At 64.4% G+C, this 16647-nt stretch carries 14 protein-coding genes; 9 read left to right on the top strand and 5 right to left on the bottom strand.

Annotated features, from left to right (window positions below):
- Positions 1-500 precede the first annotated feature (500 nt).
- Together IBX53_RS04930 and gltA are read right to left on the bottom strand one after the other, a co-directional pair.
- Positions 501-1391, bottom strand: a complete 891-nt coding sequence (locus IBX53_RS04930; protein WP_290906215.1) for an NAD(P)-dependent oxidoreductase — start codon at positions 1389-1391, stop codon at positions 501-503.
- A 106-nt stretch (positions 1392-1497) separates the two neighbouring features.
- The gene (gltA, locus tag IBX53_RS04925) at positions 1498-2784 is read right to left on the bottom strand and encodes a citrate synthase (protein WP_290906213.1); all 1287 of its coding nucleotides are present in this window, start codon (positions 2782-2784) and stop codon (positions 1498-1500) included.
- Between the two features lie 453 nt (positions 2785-3237).
- On the opposite strand from gltA, the gene sdhC reads away from it, so the two are divergent.
- The 9 genes from sdhC (at position 3238) to sucD (ending at position 14841) form a co-directional block, all read left to right on the top strand.
- Positions 3238-3615, top strand: coding sequence for a succinate dehydrogenase, cytochrome b556 subunit (sdhC, locus tag IBX53_RS04920; protein ID WP_290906210.1), 378 nt, complete (start codon positions 3238-3240; stop codon positions 3613-3615).
- Positions 3609-3956 carry a succinate dehydrogenase, hydrophobic membrane anchor protein gene (sdhD, locus tag IBX53_RS04915; protein ID WP_290906207.1) on the top strand — a complete coding sequence of 116 codons (348 nt, stop codon included), beginning with the start codon at positions 3609-3611 and terminating at the stop codon, positions 3954-3956. Before sdhC ends, sdhD begins: the two co-directional genes overlap by 7 nt.
- Positions 3957-3959: 3 nt before the next feature.
- A complete protein-coding gene (sdhA, locus tag IBX53_RS04910; protein WP_290906204.1) occupies positions 3960-5732 on the top strand; it encodes a succinate dehydrogenase flavoprotein subunit in 1773 nt (590 codons plus the stop codon).
- Positions 5733-5758: 26 nt separating this feature from the next.
- A complete protein-coding gene (locus tag IBX53_RS04905) occupies positions 5759-6463 on the top strand; it encodes a succinate dehydrogenase iron-sulfur subunit (protein WP_290906202.1) in 705 nt (234 codons plus the stop codon).
- A gap of 262 nt (positions 6464-6725) precedes the next feature.
- Entirely contained in the window at positions 6726-9560 is a 2835-nt protein-coding gene (locus IBX53_RS04900; RefSeq protein WP_290906199.1) for a 2-oxoglutarate dehydrogenase E1 component, read from the top strand.
- 42 nt (positions 9561-9602) lie between these two features.
- Positions 9603-11159: a 2-oxoglutarate dehydrogenase complex dihydrolipoyllysine-residue succinyltransferase gene (gene odhB / locus IBX53_RS04895; protein WP_290906196.1), complete on the top strand. Its 1557-nt coding sequence runs from the start codon at positions 9603-9605 to the stop codon at positions 11157-11159.
- A 63-nt stretch (positions 11160-11222) separates the two neighbouring features.
- Positions 11223-12662 carry a dihydrolipoyl dehydrogenase gene (gene lpdA, locus IBX53_RS04890; RefSeq protein WP_290906194.1) on the top strand — a complete coding sequence of 480 codons (1440 nt, stop codon included), beginning with the start codon at positions 11223-11225 and terminating at the stop codon, positions 12660-12662.
- A 140-nt stretch (positions 12663-12802) separates the two neighbouring features.
- On the top strand, positions 12803-13969 hold the full coding sequence (sucC, locus tag IBX53_RS04885; RefSeq protein ID WP_290906191.1) for an ADP-forming succinate--CoA ligase subunit beta: 1167 nt from the start codon (positions 12803-12805) through the stop codon (positions 13967-13969).
- Positions 13969-14841: a succinate--CoA ligase subunit alpha gene (gene sucD / locus IBX53_RS04880; protein WP_290906188.1), complete on the top strand. Its 873-nt coding sequence runs from the start codon at positions 13969-13971 to the stop codon at positions 14839-14841. Before sucC ends, sucD begins: the two co-directional genes overlap by 1 nt.
- Before the next feature lie 83 nt (positions 14842-14924).
- Here the strand turns inward: sucD and siaD are convergent, their stop codons facing one another.
- Genes siaD through siaB form a run of 3 tightly spaced genes read right to left on the bottom strand, consistent with a single transcriptional unit; the run spans position 14925 to position 16644 of the window.
- The gene (gene siaD, locus IBX53_RS04875) at positions 14925-15707 is read right to left on the bottom strand and encodes a biofilm regulation diguanylate cyclase SiaD (RefSeq protein WP_290906186.1); all 783 of its coding nucleotides are present in this window, start codon (positions 15705-15707) and stop codon (positions 14925-14927) included.
- Positions 15704-16102, bottom strand: a complete 399-nt coding sequence (gene siaC / locus IBX53_RS04870) for a biofilm regulation phosphoprotein SiaC (RefSeq protein ID WP_290906183.1) — start codon at positions 16100-16102, stop codon at positions 15704-15706. Before siaC ends, siaD begins: the two co-directional genes overlap by 4 nt.
- Before the next feature lie 8 nt (positions 16103-16110).
- Positions 16111-16644, bottom strand: a complete 534-nt coding sequence (gene siaB / locus IBX53_RS04865) for a biofilm regulation protein kinase SiaB (protein ID WP_290906180.1) — start codon at positions 16642-16644, stop codon at positions 16111-16113.
- Positions 16645-16647: the final 3 nt, after the last annotated feature.

Below are 16647 nucleotides of genomic sequence, written 5' to 3'. Positions count from 1 at the left end.
ACACCGCCCTTTCACGGCGGTAACAGGGGTTCGAACCCCCTATGGGACGCCACTCTTCCTGAAAAGGGCACTCCTCGCGGAGTGCCCTTTTTTCATTGCTCGACGCCAGCCGTCAGCGTTGAAGCCTCCCACCACGGCTTTGTGCACGACCCCTTTTTCAGGGTGAATTTCGCTTGACTTGTCCACTAGCCGGGGTTCCGTCCGGGTCTCTGTGCACAGCAGGTCTGCAATTGCCCGTGATCACAGGCATTTTCTTAAAATACATAAAAATCAGTAACTTAAGCGAGATCAAAAATTGATCAATCTAAGCCAAGCCCCCATTTCATGGCGATCTGACGGCTTTTTCGAGTGGTTGTGAACAGGTTTATCCACAGAATGTGTGGACAACGGTTTTAGACCGCGATAATGCTTCTAACATGAGGTTTGTCAACCTAAAAAGTAGCCATCTCATACTGGCGGGGAGGCCGGAGGAGGGCGGCGCCCAGACGCCGCCCGGGTGCTCAGCGGTGGCCCAGGGCGCGGAGTCGGCGCAGCAGCGAGGAGGTGTCCCAGCGCCCTCCCCCCATCACCTGGACGTCGGCGTAGAACTGATCCACCAGTGCTGTCACCGGCAGGCGTGCCTGCAGGCGCCGTGCCTGCTCCAGGCAGATACCGAGATCCTTGCGCATCCAGTCCACGGCGAAGCCGTGCTCGTACTCGTCCGCGATCATGGTGCCGTGGCGGTTCTCCATCTGCCAGGAGCCGGCCGCTCCCTTGGAGATCACGTCCACCACGCGCTGCTGGTCGAGGCCCGCCTGCTCGGCGAAGTGCAGCCCCTCGGCCAGGCCCTGGACCAGGCCGGCGATGCAGATCTGGTTGACCATCTTGGTCAGCTGGCCGCTGCCGGCGGGGCCCATCAGTGTCACCGCGCGGGCATAGTGGGCGAGTAACGCCTTGGCGTGGGCGAAGTCTGCCTCGCTGCCACCGCACATGACGGTCAGGGCGCCGTTTTCGGCGCCCTGCTGGCCACCGGAGACCGGGGCGTCCACAAAGCCGATGCCGCGCTCGCGACAGGCGGCGTCGAGTTCCAGGGCGAGATCCGCCGATGCCGTGGTGTGGTCCACCAGCAGGCTGCCCTCGGTCATGCCGTGCAGCGCACCGCCATCGCCGGTGGTGACCTGGCGCACATCGTCGTCGTTGCCCACGCAGAGCAGTACCAGTTCGGCGCCCTGGGCCGCCTCGCGCGGGGTAGGGTGGTGGCTCCCACCGTGCTCTGCGGCCCAGGCCTCGGCCTTGGCGGCAGTGCGGTTGTAGACGCGGACGGTAAGGCCGGCACGGGCCAGGTGGCCCGCCATGGGATAGCCCATCACGCCCAGGCCGATAAAGGCGACTGTCGATATGCTCTTGCTCATCCTGAAGACTCACTCTTGTGGGGTTGGTGAAGATCGTGACGCAGAAAGCCGCCCGAAGGCGGCTTTCTGAAGGGTGTTGCATGCGGGCCTGGCCGCCTCTGCCGACTTACTTGGCAGGGTAGTCGCGCTGGGCGTGCCCGGTATAGAGCTGGCGCGGGCGGCCGATCTTGTAGCTGTCGCTGAGCATCTCGTTCCAATGGGAGATCCAGCCGATGGTCCGGGATACCGCGAAGATCACGGTGAACATGTTGGTCGGGATGCCCATGGCCTTGAGGATGATGCCTGAATAGAAGTCGACGTTGGGGTAGAGCTTGCGTTCGACGAAGTACTCGTCCTCCAGGGCGATCTGCTCCAGCCGCTTGGCGATCTTGAGCTGCGGGTCGTCGGCCAGGCCAAGTTCGGCCAGCACCTCGTCGCAGCTCTCCTTCATCACCTTGGCGCGGGGATCGAAGTTGCGATAGACGCGGTGGCCGAAGCCCATCAGCTTGAAGGGGTCATCCTTGTCCTTGGCCTTGTCGATGAAGCGCTGGATGTTTTCTTCCGAGTCGTCGCCGATCTCGTCGAGCATCTTCAGCACCGCCTCGTTCGCGCCGCCGTGGGCCGGGCCCCAGAGGGCCGCGATGCCGGCGCTGATGCAGGCGAAGGGGTTGGCGCCGGTGGAGCCCGCCAGGCGCACCGTGGAGGTGGAAGCGTTCTGCTCGTGGTCCGCATGCAGCATGAAGATGCGGTCCATGGCCTTGGCGTAGACCGGGTTGATCTTGTAATCCTCGCACGGGTTGCTGAACATCATGTAGAGGAAGTTCTCTGCATAGCTCAGGTCGTTGCGCGGATAGTTGAAGGGCTGGCCCACGTTGTACTTGTGGGACATGGCCGCGATGGTTGGCATCTTGGCGATGAGGCGGATCGCGCTGATGACGCGATCCTCCTCGATCGTGGTGTCCATGTGGTCATGGTAGAAGGCGGCCAGACCACCCACGACGCCACACAGGATGGACATCGGGTGGGCATCGCGGCGGAAGCCCTTGAAGAAATTGTTGATCTGGTCGTGGACCATGGTGTGATTGCGGACCCGCGACTCGAAGTCGGCGTACTGCGCATCGTCCGGCAGTTCGCCGAACAGCAGCAGGTAGCACATCTCGACGAAGTTGGACTCCTTGGCCAGCTGGTCGATCGGGTAGCCGCGATGCAGCAGCACGCCCTCGCCGCCATCGATATAGGTGATGGCAGACTGGCAGGAGGAGGTGGCCATGAAGCCGGGGTCATAGGTGAACAGGCCTTCTGCGCCAAGGCCGCGCACGTCGATCACATCCGGGCCCAGGGTGCCCGAATAGATAGGCAGTTCGATCGTCTTGTCCAGACCGTCTACCGTCAGCGTCGCTTTCCTGTCAGCCATGGAGGCCTCCTCTCGAGTTTGTGTTAGGGCGATAAGTCGTTATTTCACTAGCGAGTTTCGCGGCGATTGCCGGCGAAAAGGTTCGCCCACTATAGAAGCGTTCCAGCGATTGTCAATTAGCCCATGGCGACCCGGGAGTTGTGCATTGTCACGCTTCCGGTAAAACTGCTGTATAATAATTGGTGCTGTGCACCATCCCTGTGCGGGCGCGCGAGCGGAATCGTTCCCGAATGGCGTGGTTGGGGAAGCGGCGGCCTTTGCACCATGGTCTAGTTAGCCGTCGCTTCGTTTGTCATGGCCTGGCCATGTCCCTATAATCCACCCCGCGCGACTGGCAGGAACAGGCGGTCTTGCCCTGCATCACGGCAAGCGCCGCTATTTCCCGAAACCACCGCCCGCTCGGGCCTTGCCCGTCCTGTCGTCAAGTGGGCCATAGAGAGTGTGTAGAGAGCCGTGAATAGCAAACGACCCGTAAATCTGGATCTGTCCACGATACAGTTCCCACTTCCCGCCCTGACCTCCATCACCCACCGCATCACCGGCGTGATCCTGTTCGTCGGCCTGATCTTCGCCTTCTGGGCCCTCGGAAAGTCGCTGTCGTCTCCGGCCGGCTTCGACGCGGTCAGTGATGCCCTGGCCAACAACTTCCTTGCCAAGCTTATCGCCTGGGGCCTGCTCTCGGCGCTGGCCTTCCACTTCGTGGCCGGCATCAAGCACCTGATCATGGACCTGGATATCGGCGTGACCCTCGAGGGCGGCCACAAGAAAGCACAGATCACCGTGGTGGTGAGTGCTGTCCTGATCATTCTGGCGGGAGTCTGGGTATGGTAACCAACATCACGAATTTCGGCCGTAGCGGTCTCTCAGACTGGCTGATCCAGCGCGTCTCGGCGGTCATCCTGGCTCTTTACACCCTCTTCATTGTTCTCTACCTGCTGTTCAACCCGGGCCTCGACTATGCCACCTGGAGTGGCCTGTTCGCTCAGACCTGGATGCGAATCTTCTCTCTGCTGGCCTTCGTGTCGCTGTCCGCCCACGCCTGGGTCGGCCTGTGGACCGTGACCACCGACTACATCAAGCCGACAGGCATTCGCGTCGGCGCCCAGACCGTCATCATCCTGGCCATCTTCGTGTTCCTGGTCTGGGGCATTCAGATTCTGTGGGGAGCTTGATACATGTCCAACCTGCGTAGCCTTTCTTTCGACGCCATCATCATCGGCGGTGGCGGTGCCGGCCTGCGGGCCGCCCTCGAGCTGGCCAAGTCCGGCAAGAAGACCGCCGTGCTGTCCAAGGTCTTCCCGACCCGCTCCCATACCGTCTCGGCCCAGGGCGGCATCACCTGCGCCATCGCCTCCGCCGACCCCGACGACGACTGGCGCTGGCACATGTATGACACCGTCAAGGGCGGCGACTACATCGCCGACCAGGATGCGGCCGAGTACATGTGTTCCGAGGGTCCCAAGGCGGTGTTCGAGCTCGAGCACATGGGCCTGCCGTTCTCCCGCTTCGACAACGGCCGCATCTACCAGCGTCCGTTCGGCGGCCAGTCCAAGGACTTCGGCGCCGGCGGCCAGGCGGCACGCACCTGTGCCGCGGCGGACCGTACCGGTCACGCCCTGCTGCACACGCTCTATCAGAACAACCTGAAGAACAACACCACCTTCCTCAACGAGTGGTATGCGGTTGACCTGGTCAAGAACGCCAACGGTGACGTGGTGGGCTGCATCGCCATGGACATCGAGACCGGCGAGGTCGTGCATGTGAAGTCCAAGGCCACCGTGCTGGCCACCGGCGGTGCCGGGCGCATCTACGCCTCCACCACCAACGCGCTGATCAACACCGGCGACGGCATCGGCATGGCGTTGCGCGCCGGCTTCCCGATGCAGGACATGGAGATGTGGCAGTTCCATCCGACCGGGATCTACGGTGCGGGCACCCTGGTGACCGAGGGTTGTCGCGGCGAGGGTGGCTACCTGGTGAACAAGGACGGCGAGCGCTTCATGGAGCGTTACGCGCCCAACGCCAAGGACCTGGCCGGCCGCGACGTGGTCGCGCGCTCCATGGTCATGGAGATCCTCGAGGGCCGTGGCTGCGGCGAGCACGGCGACCACGTCTTCCTCAAGCTGGACCATCTGGGCGAGGAGGTGCTCGGCAAGCGACTGCCCGGCATCGTCGAGCTCTCCAAGACCTTTGCTCACGTCGATCCGGCCAAGGAGCCGATCCCGGTGGTGCCGACCTGCCACTACATGATGGGCGGGATCCCCACCAACGTGCATGGCCAGGCGATCATGCAGGACGCCGATGGTAACGACCAGATTGTCAATGGCCTCTTCGCCTGCGGCGAGGCGGCCTGCGTCTCGGTCCACGGTGCCAACCGCCTGGGCGGCAACTCGCTGCTCGACCTGGTGGTCTTCGGCCGCGCGGCCGGCATGTTCATCGAGGGCGCGCTCAACGAGGGTATCGAGTATCTCGACGCCACCGAGTCCGACATCGAGTCGGCCATGAAGCGCATGAATCGCTGGAACGAGTCCGAGGGCGGCGAGACCGTGCCGGAGCTCAAGCGTGCCCTGCAGAACATCATGCAGAACTCCTTCGGCGTGTTCCGCGAGGAAGAGAACATGCAGAAGGGCGTCGGGCAACTGGCCGAACTGCGCGAGCGCATTGCCAATGCCTACCTCCCGGACAAGACCAACGCCTTCAACACCGCTCGTGTCGAGGCCCTGGAGCTGGACAACCTGATGGAAGTGGCTGAAGCCACCGCCATCTCGGCCCTGGAGCGCAAGGAGAGTCGCGGCGCGCATTCCCGCTACGACTATCCGGACCGTGACGACGTCAACTGGCTGAAGCACTCGCTCTACTTCCCGGCGGACAAGCGGCTTGCCAAGCGCGATGTCAACTTCACGCCCAAGACCGTCGACACCTTCGAGCCGAAAGTCCGCACCTACTAACTCCGCCATCACGAGGGTGAGTCAAGATGCTTCAGGTATCCATCTATCGCTACAACCCGGAAACCGACTCCGCGCCGTACATGCAGGAGTTCCAGGTCGACACCCAGGGCCGTGACATCATGGTGCTGGATGTCCTGCACCTGATGAAGGAGCAGGACAACGGTCTGGCCTACCGCCGCAGCTGCCGCGAGGGTGTGTGCGGTTCCGATGGCATGAACATGAACGGCAAGAACGGTCTGGCCTGTATCACCCCGCTCTCCGAGGTGGTGAAGAACGGCAAGCTGGCGTTGCGTCCGCTGCCGGGCCTGCCGGTCATCCGTGACCTGGTGGTCGACATGGGGCTGTTCTACAAGCAGTACGAGCGCATCCAGCCGTACCTGCAGAACGACACCCCGGCGCCGGCCATCGAGCGCCTGCAGTCGCCGGAGGATCGGGACAAGCTCGACGGTCTCTACGAGTGCATCCTGTGCGCCTGCTGTTCCACCTCCTGCCCGTCGTTCTGGTGGAATCCGGACAAGTTCGTGGGTCCGGCCGGCCTGCTGCAGTCCTACCGATTCCTGGCCGACTCTCGCGATACTGCGACCCGTGAGCGCCTGTCCGAGCTGGAGGATCCGTTCTCCGTGTTCCGCTGCCGCGGCATCATGAACTGTGTGGCGGTCTGCCCGAAAGGGCTCAACCCCACCCGCGCGATCGGCAAGATCCGCGACATGCTGCTGGCCAATGCCACTTAATGCCACTTAAAACGTGGCCCGGGGCTTGTTATCATGGCCCACGGTTTCCGGCTGCGACGCCTTGTCACGGCCGCACGGCGGCACAGTAGCGTCAGGAGCCGGTGCCCAGGGCACCGGCTCCTGAGCATGGAATTCAAGGCTTTCGGCCGCTGGCCGCTAGCGCCGGAATGAGCTTGGCCCCACCGGCAGGGCACCACCGATGTCGCTGCGCTTCGCGTGCGGTGACGCCGATACCACCCCATCAGTGCAGGGTGACCGAGAGATGCAACAAGGCATAATGGAGTTGATGTGGCGCTCCTCCCACGTCAGTGGCGGCAATGTTCACTATGTGGAAGCGCTCTACGAGCAGTACCTGGATGATCCCACCGCTGTCCCGGATGAGTGGCGCAACTACTTCGATCAGTTGCCGGCCCCCGAAGGCAGCGCCTCGCAAGATGTTCCCCTTTCCCCGGTCCGCGACCAGTTCTACCAGCTTGGCCGTGCTCGCCGCACCGCCCTGGCCCCCGCCGCCGACGACGGTGAAGAGAACAAGAAGCAGGTCAAGGTTCTCCAGCTGATCAACGCCTACCGCTTCCGCGGCCATCAGAAGGCCAATATCGATCCGCTCGGGCTGCGCAGCCCGACACCGGTTCCCGACCTCGACCTTTCCTTCCACCAGCTCTCCAAGAGCGACATGGATACCGAGTTCCAGACCGGTTCCTTCTTTCTCGGCCTGGATCGCGCGCCCCTCAAGGACATCGTCGAGGCGCTGGAGCACACCTACTGTCGCTCCATCGGCTGCGAGATCATGCACATCGTCGATACCGAGGAGAAGCGCTGGCTGCAGCAGCGCTTCGAGTCGGTGCGCAGCGCGCCGAAGTTCGGCAACGAGGTGCGCCAGCATGTGCTCGAGCGGCTGACCGCGGCCGAGGGCCTGGAGAACTACCTGGCGTCCAAGTACCCGGGCACCAAGCGCTTCGGTCTGGAGGGCGGCGAGGCCTTCATCCCCATGATGGACGAACTGATCCAGCGCGGCGGCGGCTATGGCATCAAGGAGATGGTGATCGGCATGGCCCACCGTGGCCGCCTGAACCTGCTGGTCAACATCCTCGGCAAGAACCCCGGCGAGCTGATCGACGAGTTCGATGGCAAGAAGGTCATCGAGCGTGGCTCCGGCGACGTCAAGTACCACCAGGGGTTCAGCTCCAACGTCATGACCCCGGGCGGAGAGGTTCACCTGGCGCTGGCCTTCAACCCTTCACACCTGGAGATCGTCTCCCCGGTGGTCGAGGGTTCGGTGCGCGCCCGCCAGGATCGCCGCGACGACAGCGACGGCACGAAGGTGCTGCCGATCAATGTCCATGGCGACGCCGCCTTCGCCGGTCAGGGTGTGGTCATGGAGACGTTCCAGATGTCCCAGACCCGCGCCTACAAGACCGGCGGCACGATCCATATCGTGATCAACAACCAGGTCGGCTTCACCACCTCGAACCCGCTGGATACCCGCTCTACCGAGTACTGCACGGACATCGCCAAGATGGTCCAGGCGCCGATCTTCCACGTCAATGGCGACGACGCGGACGCGGTGCTGCATGCGACCCAGGTGGCGCTCGATTTCCGCCAGCAGTTCAAGAAGGACGTGGTGATCGACCTGGTCTGTTACCGTCGCCGCGGCCACAACGAGGCCGACGAGCCGAGCGGCACCCAGCCGCTGATGTACCAGAAGATCCGCGAGCAGAAGACCGCCCGCGAGCTCTATGCAGCGCGTCTGGTCGAGCAGGGCGTGCTCTCCGAGGAAGATGCCAAGGCGATGATCGAGACCTATCGCGAGGATCTGATGGCCGGCAATCACGTGGCCAACGCCCTGGTGCAGGAGCCCAACACTTCGCTGTTCGTCGACTGGAAGCCCTACCTCGGCCACGAGTGGACCGGCCATGCCGATACTGCCGTGGAGATGAAACGTCTTCAGCGCCTGGCCGCCAGGATGTGTGAGGTCCCCGACGGGATCGAGGTGCAGCGTCAGGTCGCCAAGATCTACGAAGACCGCCGCAAGATGCAGGCCGGCGGCATGGCGCTGAACTGGGGCTTCGCCGAGACCCTGGCCTACGCTACGCTGCTCGATGAAGGCCACCCGGTGCGCATCACCGGTCAGGACGTCGGTCGTGGCACCTTCTCCCACCGCCATGCGGTGGTGCACAACCAGAAGGATGGCAGCAGCTACGTGCCGTTGCAGCACATGGCCGATGGCCAGCCGCGTTTCACCATCCACGATTCCTACCTCTCCGAGGAGGCGGTGCTGGCGTTCGAGTATGGCTATGCCACCACGGCGCCCACCCACCTGGTGATCTGGGAAGCCCAGTTCGGTGACTTCTTCAACGGCGCCCAGGTGGTGGTGGACCAGTTCATCTCCTCCGGCGAGACCAAGTGGGGACGCCTGTGCGGGTTGACCATGCTGCTGCCCCACGGTTACGAGGGCCAGGGTCCCGAGCACTCCTCGGCGCGTCTGGAGCGCTTCCTGCAGATGTGCGCCGAGCAGAACATGCAGGTCTGCGTACCGACCACCCCGGCGCAGATCTTCCATCTGCTGCGCCGCCAGGTGATTCGCCAGCTGCGCAAGCCGCTGGTGGTGATGTCGCCCAAGAGCCTGCTGCGTCACAAGGAGGCCACTTCCAGCCTCGACGAGCTGGCCACCGGCCACTTCCAGATGGTGCTGCCCGACCAGGGCGTGCGCGAGCCCAAGAAGGTCGAGCGCATCATCCTGTGTGCCGGCAAGGTCTATTACGACCTGGCCGCCTGGCGCGATGAGAACGATCGCCAGGACGTCGCCATCGTGCGCATCGAGCAGCTCTACCCCTTCCCCAAGGAGGAGCTCTTCGAGGCCCTCAAGGCCTACGTCAACGTCAAGTACGTGGTGTGGTGCCAGGAGGAGCCTCTCAACCAGGGCGCCTGGTATTCGAGTCAGCATCACATGCGGGCCGTGGCCGACATGCTCAAGAGCAACCTGGGTGGCTCACTCAAGTTTGCCGGTCGTCCGGCCTCTGCCGCACCCGCCGCGGGCTACATGTCCGTCCATATCGAACAGCAGCGCCAGCTGGTGGAAGACGCCTTCAATCTGTAAGGCACGCCACCGGGACGAGAAAGAACAGACAAGGGAAACGACATGGCTACCGAGATCAAGGCCCCAACCTTTCCGGAATCCGTTGCCGAGGGCAGCGTGGCCGCCTGGCACAAGAAGGCCGGTGACAGCGTCGAGCGCGACGAGCTGATCGTCGAGATCGAGACCGACAAGGTGGTGCTCGAGGTGCTGGCTCCCGAGGCCGGCACCCTCACCGAGGTGCTCGCCGAGGAGGGCGACACCGTGGAATCCGAGCAGGTGCTGGGCAGGATCGGGGAAGGCAAGGCCCAAGGCGGCGACAAGCCTAAGGGCGAGAAGGCCGACGCCAAGGCCGAGCCGAAGAGTGACGCCAAGGCCGACAAGCCCGCCGCCAGTGGTGGCAAGCAGCACGAGGTGAAGGCGCCGACCTTCCCCGAGTCCATCCAGGAAGGTACCGTCGCCAGTTGGAACAAGCGGGTCGGCGAAGCCGTCAAGCGAGATGAGGTGCTGGCCGAGATCGAGACCGACAAGGTGGTGCTTGAAGTGGTGGCGCCGGCCGATGGGTCGCTGGCCGAGATCCGGGCCGAGGAGGGCAGCCAGGTCGAGTCCGAGGCGGTGCTGGCGATCTTCACCGAGGGGGCCGGCGGCAGCGCCGACACCGCCGCCGACGAGGCCCCGGCGGCCTCCGCCGATGACGGCGCCAGCGATGAGAAGGTGGGTGACAAGATCCTCGCCCCGGCGGCCCGCAAGATGGTGGCCGAGCATGACCTCGACGTCAGCGCCATCCAGGGCACCGGCAAGGGGGGCCGCATCCTCAAGGAGGACGTGCAGAAGGCAGTCAAGGAAGGCACCGCGAAGAAGGCCGCCAAGCCGGCCGCTGGCGGCGCCAAGGCCGCTGCCGCCGCGTCGGCCGTCGAGGGCGAACGTACCGAGAAGCGCGTGCCGATGAGCCGCCTGCGCCAGACCATCGCCAAGCGCCTGGTCCAGGCCCAGCAGACTGCCGCCATGCTCACCACCTACAACGAGGTGGACATGAGCGCGGTAATGGCCCTGCGCGCCCAGTACAAGGACACCTTCGCCAAGACTCACGACGTCAAGCTCGGTTTCATGGGTTTCTTCGTCAAGGCAGCCTCCGAGGCCCTCAAGCGTTTCCCGGACGTCAACGCTTCCATCGACGGCACCGACATCGTCTACCACGGCTATCAGGACATCGGCGTGGCGGTCTCCACCGACCGCGGCCTGGTGGTTCCGGTGCTGCGCGATACCGACAGCATGAAGATTGCCGACGTCGAGAAGGGCATCGTCGACTTCGGCAAGCGGGCACGTGAGGGCAAGCTCGGCATCGACGAGATGCAAGGAGGCACCTTCACCATCACCAACGGCGGTACCTTCGGCTCGCTGATGTCCACGCCGATCATCAACCCGCCGCAGACCGCCATCCTGGGCATGCACAAGATTCAGGAGCGTCCCATGGCGGTGAACGGCAAGGTCGAGATCCGCCCGATGATGTATCTGGCGGTCTCCTATGACCACCGCATGATCGATGGCAAGGATGCGGTCCGGTTCCTGGTCACCATCAAGGAACTGCTCGAGGATCCGTCGCGCCTGCTGCTGGATATCTGAGCGGCACGTGCCGCCGGATGATACCGGCGGCACCCCAATCCAAGACACGCAAGGGGAGCCAACATGGCTGACAAGTTCGATGTGATCGTGATCGGTGCGGGCCCCGGTGGCTACGTGGCCGCCATCCGTGCCGCCCAGATGGGCCTCAAGTCTGCCGTCGTCGAGAAGTGGCTGAGCGACGATGGCAAGCCGGTATTCGGCGGTACCTGCCTCAATGTGGGCTGTATTCCCTCCAAGGCGCTGCTGGAGGCCTCCCACAAGTTCGTCGAGGCGAAGCATGACTTCGACGACATGGGGATCCAGGCCGGCGACGTCCAGATGGACGTCAAGAAGATGATGGCGCGCAAGGACAAGATCGTCGCCAACCTGACCGGCGGCGTGGCGGGCCTGCTCAAGGGCAACGGTGTGACCTCCATTCAGGGCACCGGCAAGGTCACCGGCTCCCGGCAGGTCGAGGTCACCGACAAGGATGGCAAGGCCACCACCTATGACGCCGACAACATCATCATCGCCACCGGTTCCGTGCCGGTGCAGATCCCGCCGACCCCGCTGACCGAGGGCCTGATCGTCGACTCCACCGGGGCCCTGGAATTCCAGGAGACGCCCAAGCGCCTCGGCGTGATCGGTGCCGGCGTCATCGGACTGGAACTGGGCAGCGTCTGGAACCGCCTGGGTTCCGAGGTCACCGTGCTGGAGGCCATGGACAGCTTCCTGCCGATGGTGGATACCGCCATCGCCAAGGAGACCCATAAGCTGCTCAAGAAGCAGGGCCTGGACATCAGGCTGGGCGCCCGTGTTACCGGCTCCGAGGTCAAGGGCCAGGAAGTGGTCGTCAAGTACACCGACGGTGATGGCGACCAGGAGATGACCTTCGACAAGCTGATCGTCTGCGTCGGTCGCAGGCCCTACACCCAGGGTGTCGTGGCCGATGGCCTGGGCATCGACCTGGACGAGCGCGGTTTCATTCACGTCGATGACCAGTGCCGCACCGGGGTGCCCAGTGTCTACGCCATCGGCGACTGCGTGCGGGGCCCGATGCTGGCCCACAAGGCCTCCGAAGAGGGCGTGGTGGTGGCCGACATCATCGCCGGCCACAAGGCCGAGATGAACTACGACGCCATCCCCAACGTCATCTACACCTTCCCCGAGGTGGCCTGGGTCGGCCTGACCGAGGAGGAAGCCAAGGCCAAGGGCATCCAGGTCAAGGTCGGCTCCTTCCCGTTCGCCGCCAGCGGCCGCGCCATGGCCAACAACGCCACCGACGGCCAGGCCAAGATCGTCGCCGATGCCGAAACCGATCGCGTGCTGGGCATGCATATCGTCGGCCAGCACGCCGGCGAGATGATCGCCCAGGGCGTCATCGCCCTTGAGTTCGGCTCCAGCGCCGAGGACCTGGCGCTGACCTGCTATGCGCACCCGACCATGTCCGAGGCCGTGCACGAGGCCGCCCTGGCGGTCGAGGGCCATGCCATCCACATGGTCAACCGCAAGAAGCGCAAGTAAGTCGCACAACGAGCGCCGCCCCTTCGGGCGGCGCGCCCCTTCCGGCGATGCATCGGAAGGGACGGTGGTGGTCCGAGGCGTCCGCCAGCAGGTGAGACAGGACCACCGTTCGAGTCACATGCAACCAATGGCATGAATCGATGAACCTTCACGAGTATCAGGGCAAACAGTTGTTTGCCGACTACGGTCTTCCGGTGTCCAAGGGCTTTGCCGTCGACACCCCGGAAGAAGCGGCGGAAGCCTGCAAGAAGATCGGCGGTGACAAGTGGGTCGTCAAGGCCCAGGTCCACGCCGGTGGTCGCGGCAAGGCCGGCGGCGTCAAGCTGATCAAGAGCCCGGAGGAGGCCAAGGCCTTCGCCGAGCAGTGGCTGGGCAAGAACCTGGTGACCTACCAGACAGACGCCAACGGTCAGCCGGTGGCCAAGATCCTGGTCGAGAACTGCACCGACATCGCCGAGGAGCTCTACCTGGGTGCCGTGGTCGATCGCGCTACCCGTCGCGTGGTCTTCATGGCTTCCACCGAGGGTGGCGTGGAGATCGAGAAGGTCGCCGAGGAGACGCCCGAGAAGATCCTCAAGGCCGAGATCGATCCGCTGGTGGGCGCTCAGCCCTACCAGGCGCGGGAGCTGGCCTTCGCCCTGGGCCTGAAGGGCGACCAGGTGAAGCAGTTCGCCAAGATCTTCCTGGGTCTCTCCAAGCTGTTCCATGACAAGGATCTGGCGCTGCTCGAGATCAACCCGCTGGTGATCACCGACGAGGGCAACCTGCATTGCCTCGACGCCAAGCTCAACCTGGACGGCAATGCCCTGTACCGTCACCCGGACCTGCAGGCGATGCGCGACCCCTCCCAGGAGGATGCGCGCGAGGCCGAGGCGGCCGAGTGGGAGCTGAACTACGTGGCGCTGGACGGCAACATCGGCTGCATGGTCAATGGCGCTGGCCTGGCCATGGGCACCATGGACATCGTCAACCTGCACGGCGGCTCGCCCGCGAACTTCCTTGACGTGGGCGGCGGCGCCACCAAGGAGCGTGTGGCCGAAGCGTTCAAGCTGATCCTCTCCGACGACAACGTCAAGGCGGTGCTGGTGAACATCTTCGGCGGCATCGTGCGCTGCGACATGATCGCCGAGGGCATCATCGGCGCCGTCGAACAGGTCGGTGTCAACGTGCCGGTCGTGGTGCGTCTGGAAGGTACCAACGCCGAACTGGGGACCGAGAAACTGTCCTCCAGTGGTCTGAACATCATCGCTGCTACCAGTCTGACCGATGCGGCTCAGCAGGTCGTCAAGGCCGCGGAGGGCAAGTAATGAGTATCCTGATCGACAAGAACACCAAGGTCATCTGCCAGGGCTTTACCGGCGGCCAGGGGACCTTCCACTCCGAGCAGGCGATCGCCTACGGTACCCAGATGGTCGGCGGCGTGACCCCGGGCAAGGGTGGCCAGGAGCACCTGGGCCTGCCGGTGTTCAACACCGTCAAGGAGGCCGTGGAGAAGACCGGCGCCGAGGCCAGCGTGATCTACGTGCCGGCCCCGTTCTGCAAGGACTCCATCCTGGAGGCCGCCAACTCCGGCATCAAGCTGATCGTCTGCATCACCGAGGGCATTCCGACCCTGGACATGCTCGACGTCAAGGTGAAGTGCGACGAGCTGGGCGTGCGCCTGATCGGCCCGAACTGCCCGGGCGTGATCACGCCGGGCGAGTGCAAGATCGGTATCATGCCGGGCCACATCCACAAGCCTGGCAAGGTCGGCATCGTGTCGCGTTCCGGCACCCTGACCTATGAAGCGGTCAAGCAGACCACCGACCATGGCTTTGGCCAGTCCACCTGCGTGGGCATCGGCGGCGACCCGATCCCGGGTTCCAACTTCATCGACATCCTCGCGATGTTCGAGAAGGACCCGGCCACCGAGGCAATCGTGATGATCGGCGAGATCGGCGGCACCGCCGAGGAAGAGGCAGCGGCCTACATCAAGGCCAATGTCTCCAAGCCGGTGGTCTCCTACATCGCCGGTGTGACCGCGCCTGCGGGCAAGCGCATGGGCCATGCGGGTGCCATCATCTCCGGTGGCAAGGGCACCGCGGACGAGAAGTTCGCTGCCCTCGAGGACGCTGGCGTGAAGACCGTGCGTTCGCTGGCCGAGATCGGCGATGCCCTGAAGGAAGTGACCGGCTGGTAAGCCGATCCCTGCCGAGGCGAGGAACCACAGGACGGGCACCCCCAGGGGTGCCCGTCCTGCGTTTGGGCCGGTGCAGGTGGCGCTCAGCGGGAGGCAATGAGACAGCGGTCGCGACCGCTGCGCTTGGCCTCCAGCAGGGCCTGATCGGCGCGCTGCAGGGTGATGATATGGCGTTCGCCGATGCGATGCTCGCTGATCCCGGCGCTGAGGGTCACCGATAGCCGCTCCTCGCAGCTGGTGACAATGACGGCCGACACGCGATCCCGCAGCCTCTCCACGATCGCGCTGGCCTCGTCGATCCGGGTCTCGGCGAACAGCAGGATGAACTCCTCGCCGCCCCAGCGCCCGCACAGGTCGGATTCCCTCAGCACCTTGCGCATGGCGTCCGCGATGGCCACCAGCAGCCGGTCGCCGACGTCGTGACCATGGCGGTCGTTGATGCTCTTGAAGCGGTCGATGTCCAGCAGGGCCAGGGTGTAGTTCCGTCCGGCGGTCTCGAGCTGGTGGAGGCGCTCGTCGATCAGCCGGCGATTGGCCAGCTGGGTGAGGGGGTCGTGGGTGGAGGCCTGGTGAAGCGCCTGGTTGCGCTCGCGCATCATCGCCTGGTAGCCGTCGGAGATGCGCGACAGCTTCTGCTGACGGTGCAGGCTGCGTTCATAGCGCTTCTGGGTCACCTGTCGCGCCTCCAGGGCCAGCTGCTGGTAGCGGTCGGAGATGCTGATCAGGCGCTCAAGCTGCTTCTGCTGGCTGTGGTACCGGGCGGCGAGGGCCTCCAGCGCCTCGTGGAGCGGATGGCCGGCATGGGCCGGCTCCGCCAGCAGCGCGGCGACCCGCTCGAGCAGCGCCTGCTCGTCCCGGCGTGTCATGCCGGGGTCGCCGTGGGATTGATGGCGAAGGGGTAGCTGCAGTCCTCGCGGAATTCGTCTGCCAGCTCGGCGATGCGTTCGTTGCGGGCGTCGTAGAGCCACTCGACCGATACCTCGCGGCCCTCGGCGTGGGCCTCCTCGAGCAGGTCGAAGATGTCCATCATCGCCTTCACCGAGCTGGTGTTGAGGTAGACAAGGCTTAGATCGAGGTGCAGCGGCCGCACCTCGTCGTCGAGGTAGCGCCGCACCCAGTCGATCACCTGGTCGAAGAGTTCGTAGGAGTTCTCGGGGTAGGAGTCACCCTGCATGGCCAGACGGCCTGCCTGCCAGCTGGTCTGGATGGCTGGCGTCGACTGGCTGCCGGGAATGTCGAGGTCAGGAGTCATGGTGATCATGGTACCCATCAGATGGTAGCGGTCAGGCTGAAGAAACCTTGCCCGTCGGGCAACGCCTGCAGCGAGGCCTGGAGGGGGCGGGAGGCCTTGCGGGCCATGTCCAACAGCCCCAGGCCGGCACCACTCTGGCGTTCGGCATCGCGGGGGCGTCGCAGCTGCTCCTTGTAGGCGGCCTTGAGCTCGGCGCGGTCAAGCGGCGCCAGCGCCTCGATCATGCCGGTCAGGCGTTCCCCGTCGGCGAAATCGACCAGGTTGCCCGCCGAGACCAGATAGCGCCCCTCGGCGTCCTGGGCCACCGCCACCGTGGCCGAGGCCTGGCTCTCGTCATAGCCCTGGCGGCGGGCATAGTGGCGAATATTCTGAGTCATCTCGATATACACGGCGAAGACATCCATGGCCGCCGACGGCGTCGCCTGCTGGGTGTCGAGGTAGTTGCGGAGCGCCTTGCCGATCTCCTCGATCAGGCTGCGCGAGATGGGGCCATTGAAGCACAGCATGATGCGATCGCGTTGGTAGCTTTCCCGCATGCTCAGCAGGTCCATGGG

It is taken from the genome of Halomonas sp., assembly GCF_014859505.1.
In the GTDB taxonomy this organism is placed as follows: Bacteria; Pseudomonadota; Gammaproteobacteria; order Pseudomonadales; family Halomonadaceae; genus Halomonas.
This window is presented reverse-complemented; position numbering and strand designations above follow the sequence as displayed.

What these genes read in the sequence shown, in the direction of transcription:
- odhB (WP_290906196.1), top strand. Translation starts at nt 9,603, where the DNA reads ATGGCTACCGAGATCAAGGCCCCAACCTTTCCGGAATCCGTTGCCGAG.
- IBX53_RS04930 (WP_290906215.1), bottom strand. Translation starts at nt 1,391, where the DNA reads ATGAGCAAGAGCATATCGACAGTCGCCTTTATCGGCCTGGGCGTGATG.
- lpdA (WP_290906194.1), top strand. Translation starts at nt 11,223, where the DNA reads ATGGCTGACAAGTTCGATGTGATCGTGATCGGTGCGGGCCCCGGTGGC.
- IBX53_RS04905 (WP_290906202.1), top strand. Translation starts at nt 5,759, where the DNA reads ATGCTTCAGGTATCCATCTATCGCTACAACCCGGAAACCGACTCCGCG.
- sucD (WP_290906188.1), top strand. Translation starts at nt 13,969, where the DNA reads ATGAGTATCCTGATCGACAAGAACACCAAGGTCATCTGCCAGGGCTTT.
- siaD (WP_290906186.1), bottom strand. Translation starts at nt 15,707, where the DNA reads ATGACACGCCGGGACGAGCAGGCGCTGCTCGAGCGGGTCGCCGCGCTG.
- sucC (WP_290906191.1), top strand. Translation starts at nt 12,803, where the DNA reads ATGAACCTTCACGAGTATCAGGGCAAACAGTTGTTTGCCGACTACGGT.
- IBX53_RS04900 (WP_290906199.1), top strand. Translation starts at nt 6,726, where the DNA reads ATGCAACAAGGCATAATGGAGTTGATGTGGCGCTCCTCCCACGTCAGT.
- sdhD (WP_290906207.1), top strand. Translation starts at nt 3,609, where the DNA reads ATGGTAACCAACATCACGAATTTCGGCCGTAGCGGTCTCTCAGACTGG.
- siaB (WP_290906180.1), bottom strand. Translation starts at nt 16,644, where the DNA reads ATGGACCTGCTGAGCATGCGGGAAAGCTACCAACGCGATCGCATCATG.
- siaC (WP_290906183.1), bottom strand. Translation starts at nt 16,102, where the DNA reads ATGATCACCATGACTCCTGACCTCGACATTCCCGGCAGCCAGTCGACG.
- sdhA (WP_290906204.1), top strand. Translation starts at nt 3,960, where the DNA reads ATGTCCAACCTGCGTAGCCTTTCTTTCGACGCCATCATCATCGGCGGT.
- gltA (WP_290906213.1), bottom strand. Translation starts at nt 2,784, where the DNA reads ATGGCTGACAGGAAAGCGACGCTGACGGTAGACGGTCTGGACAAGACG.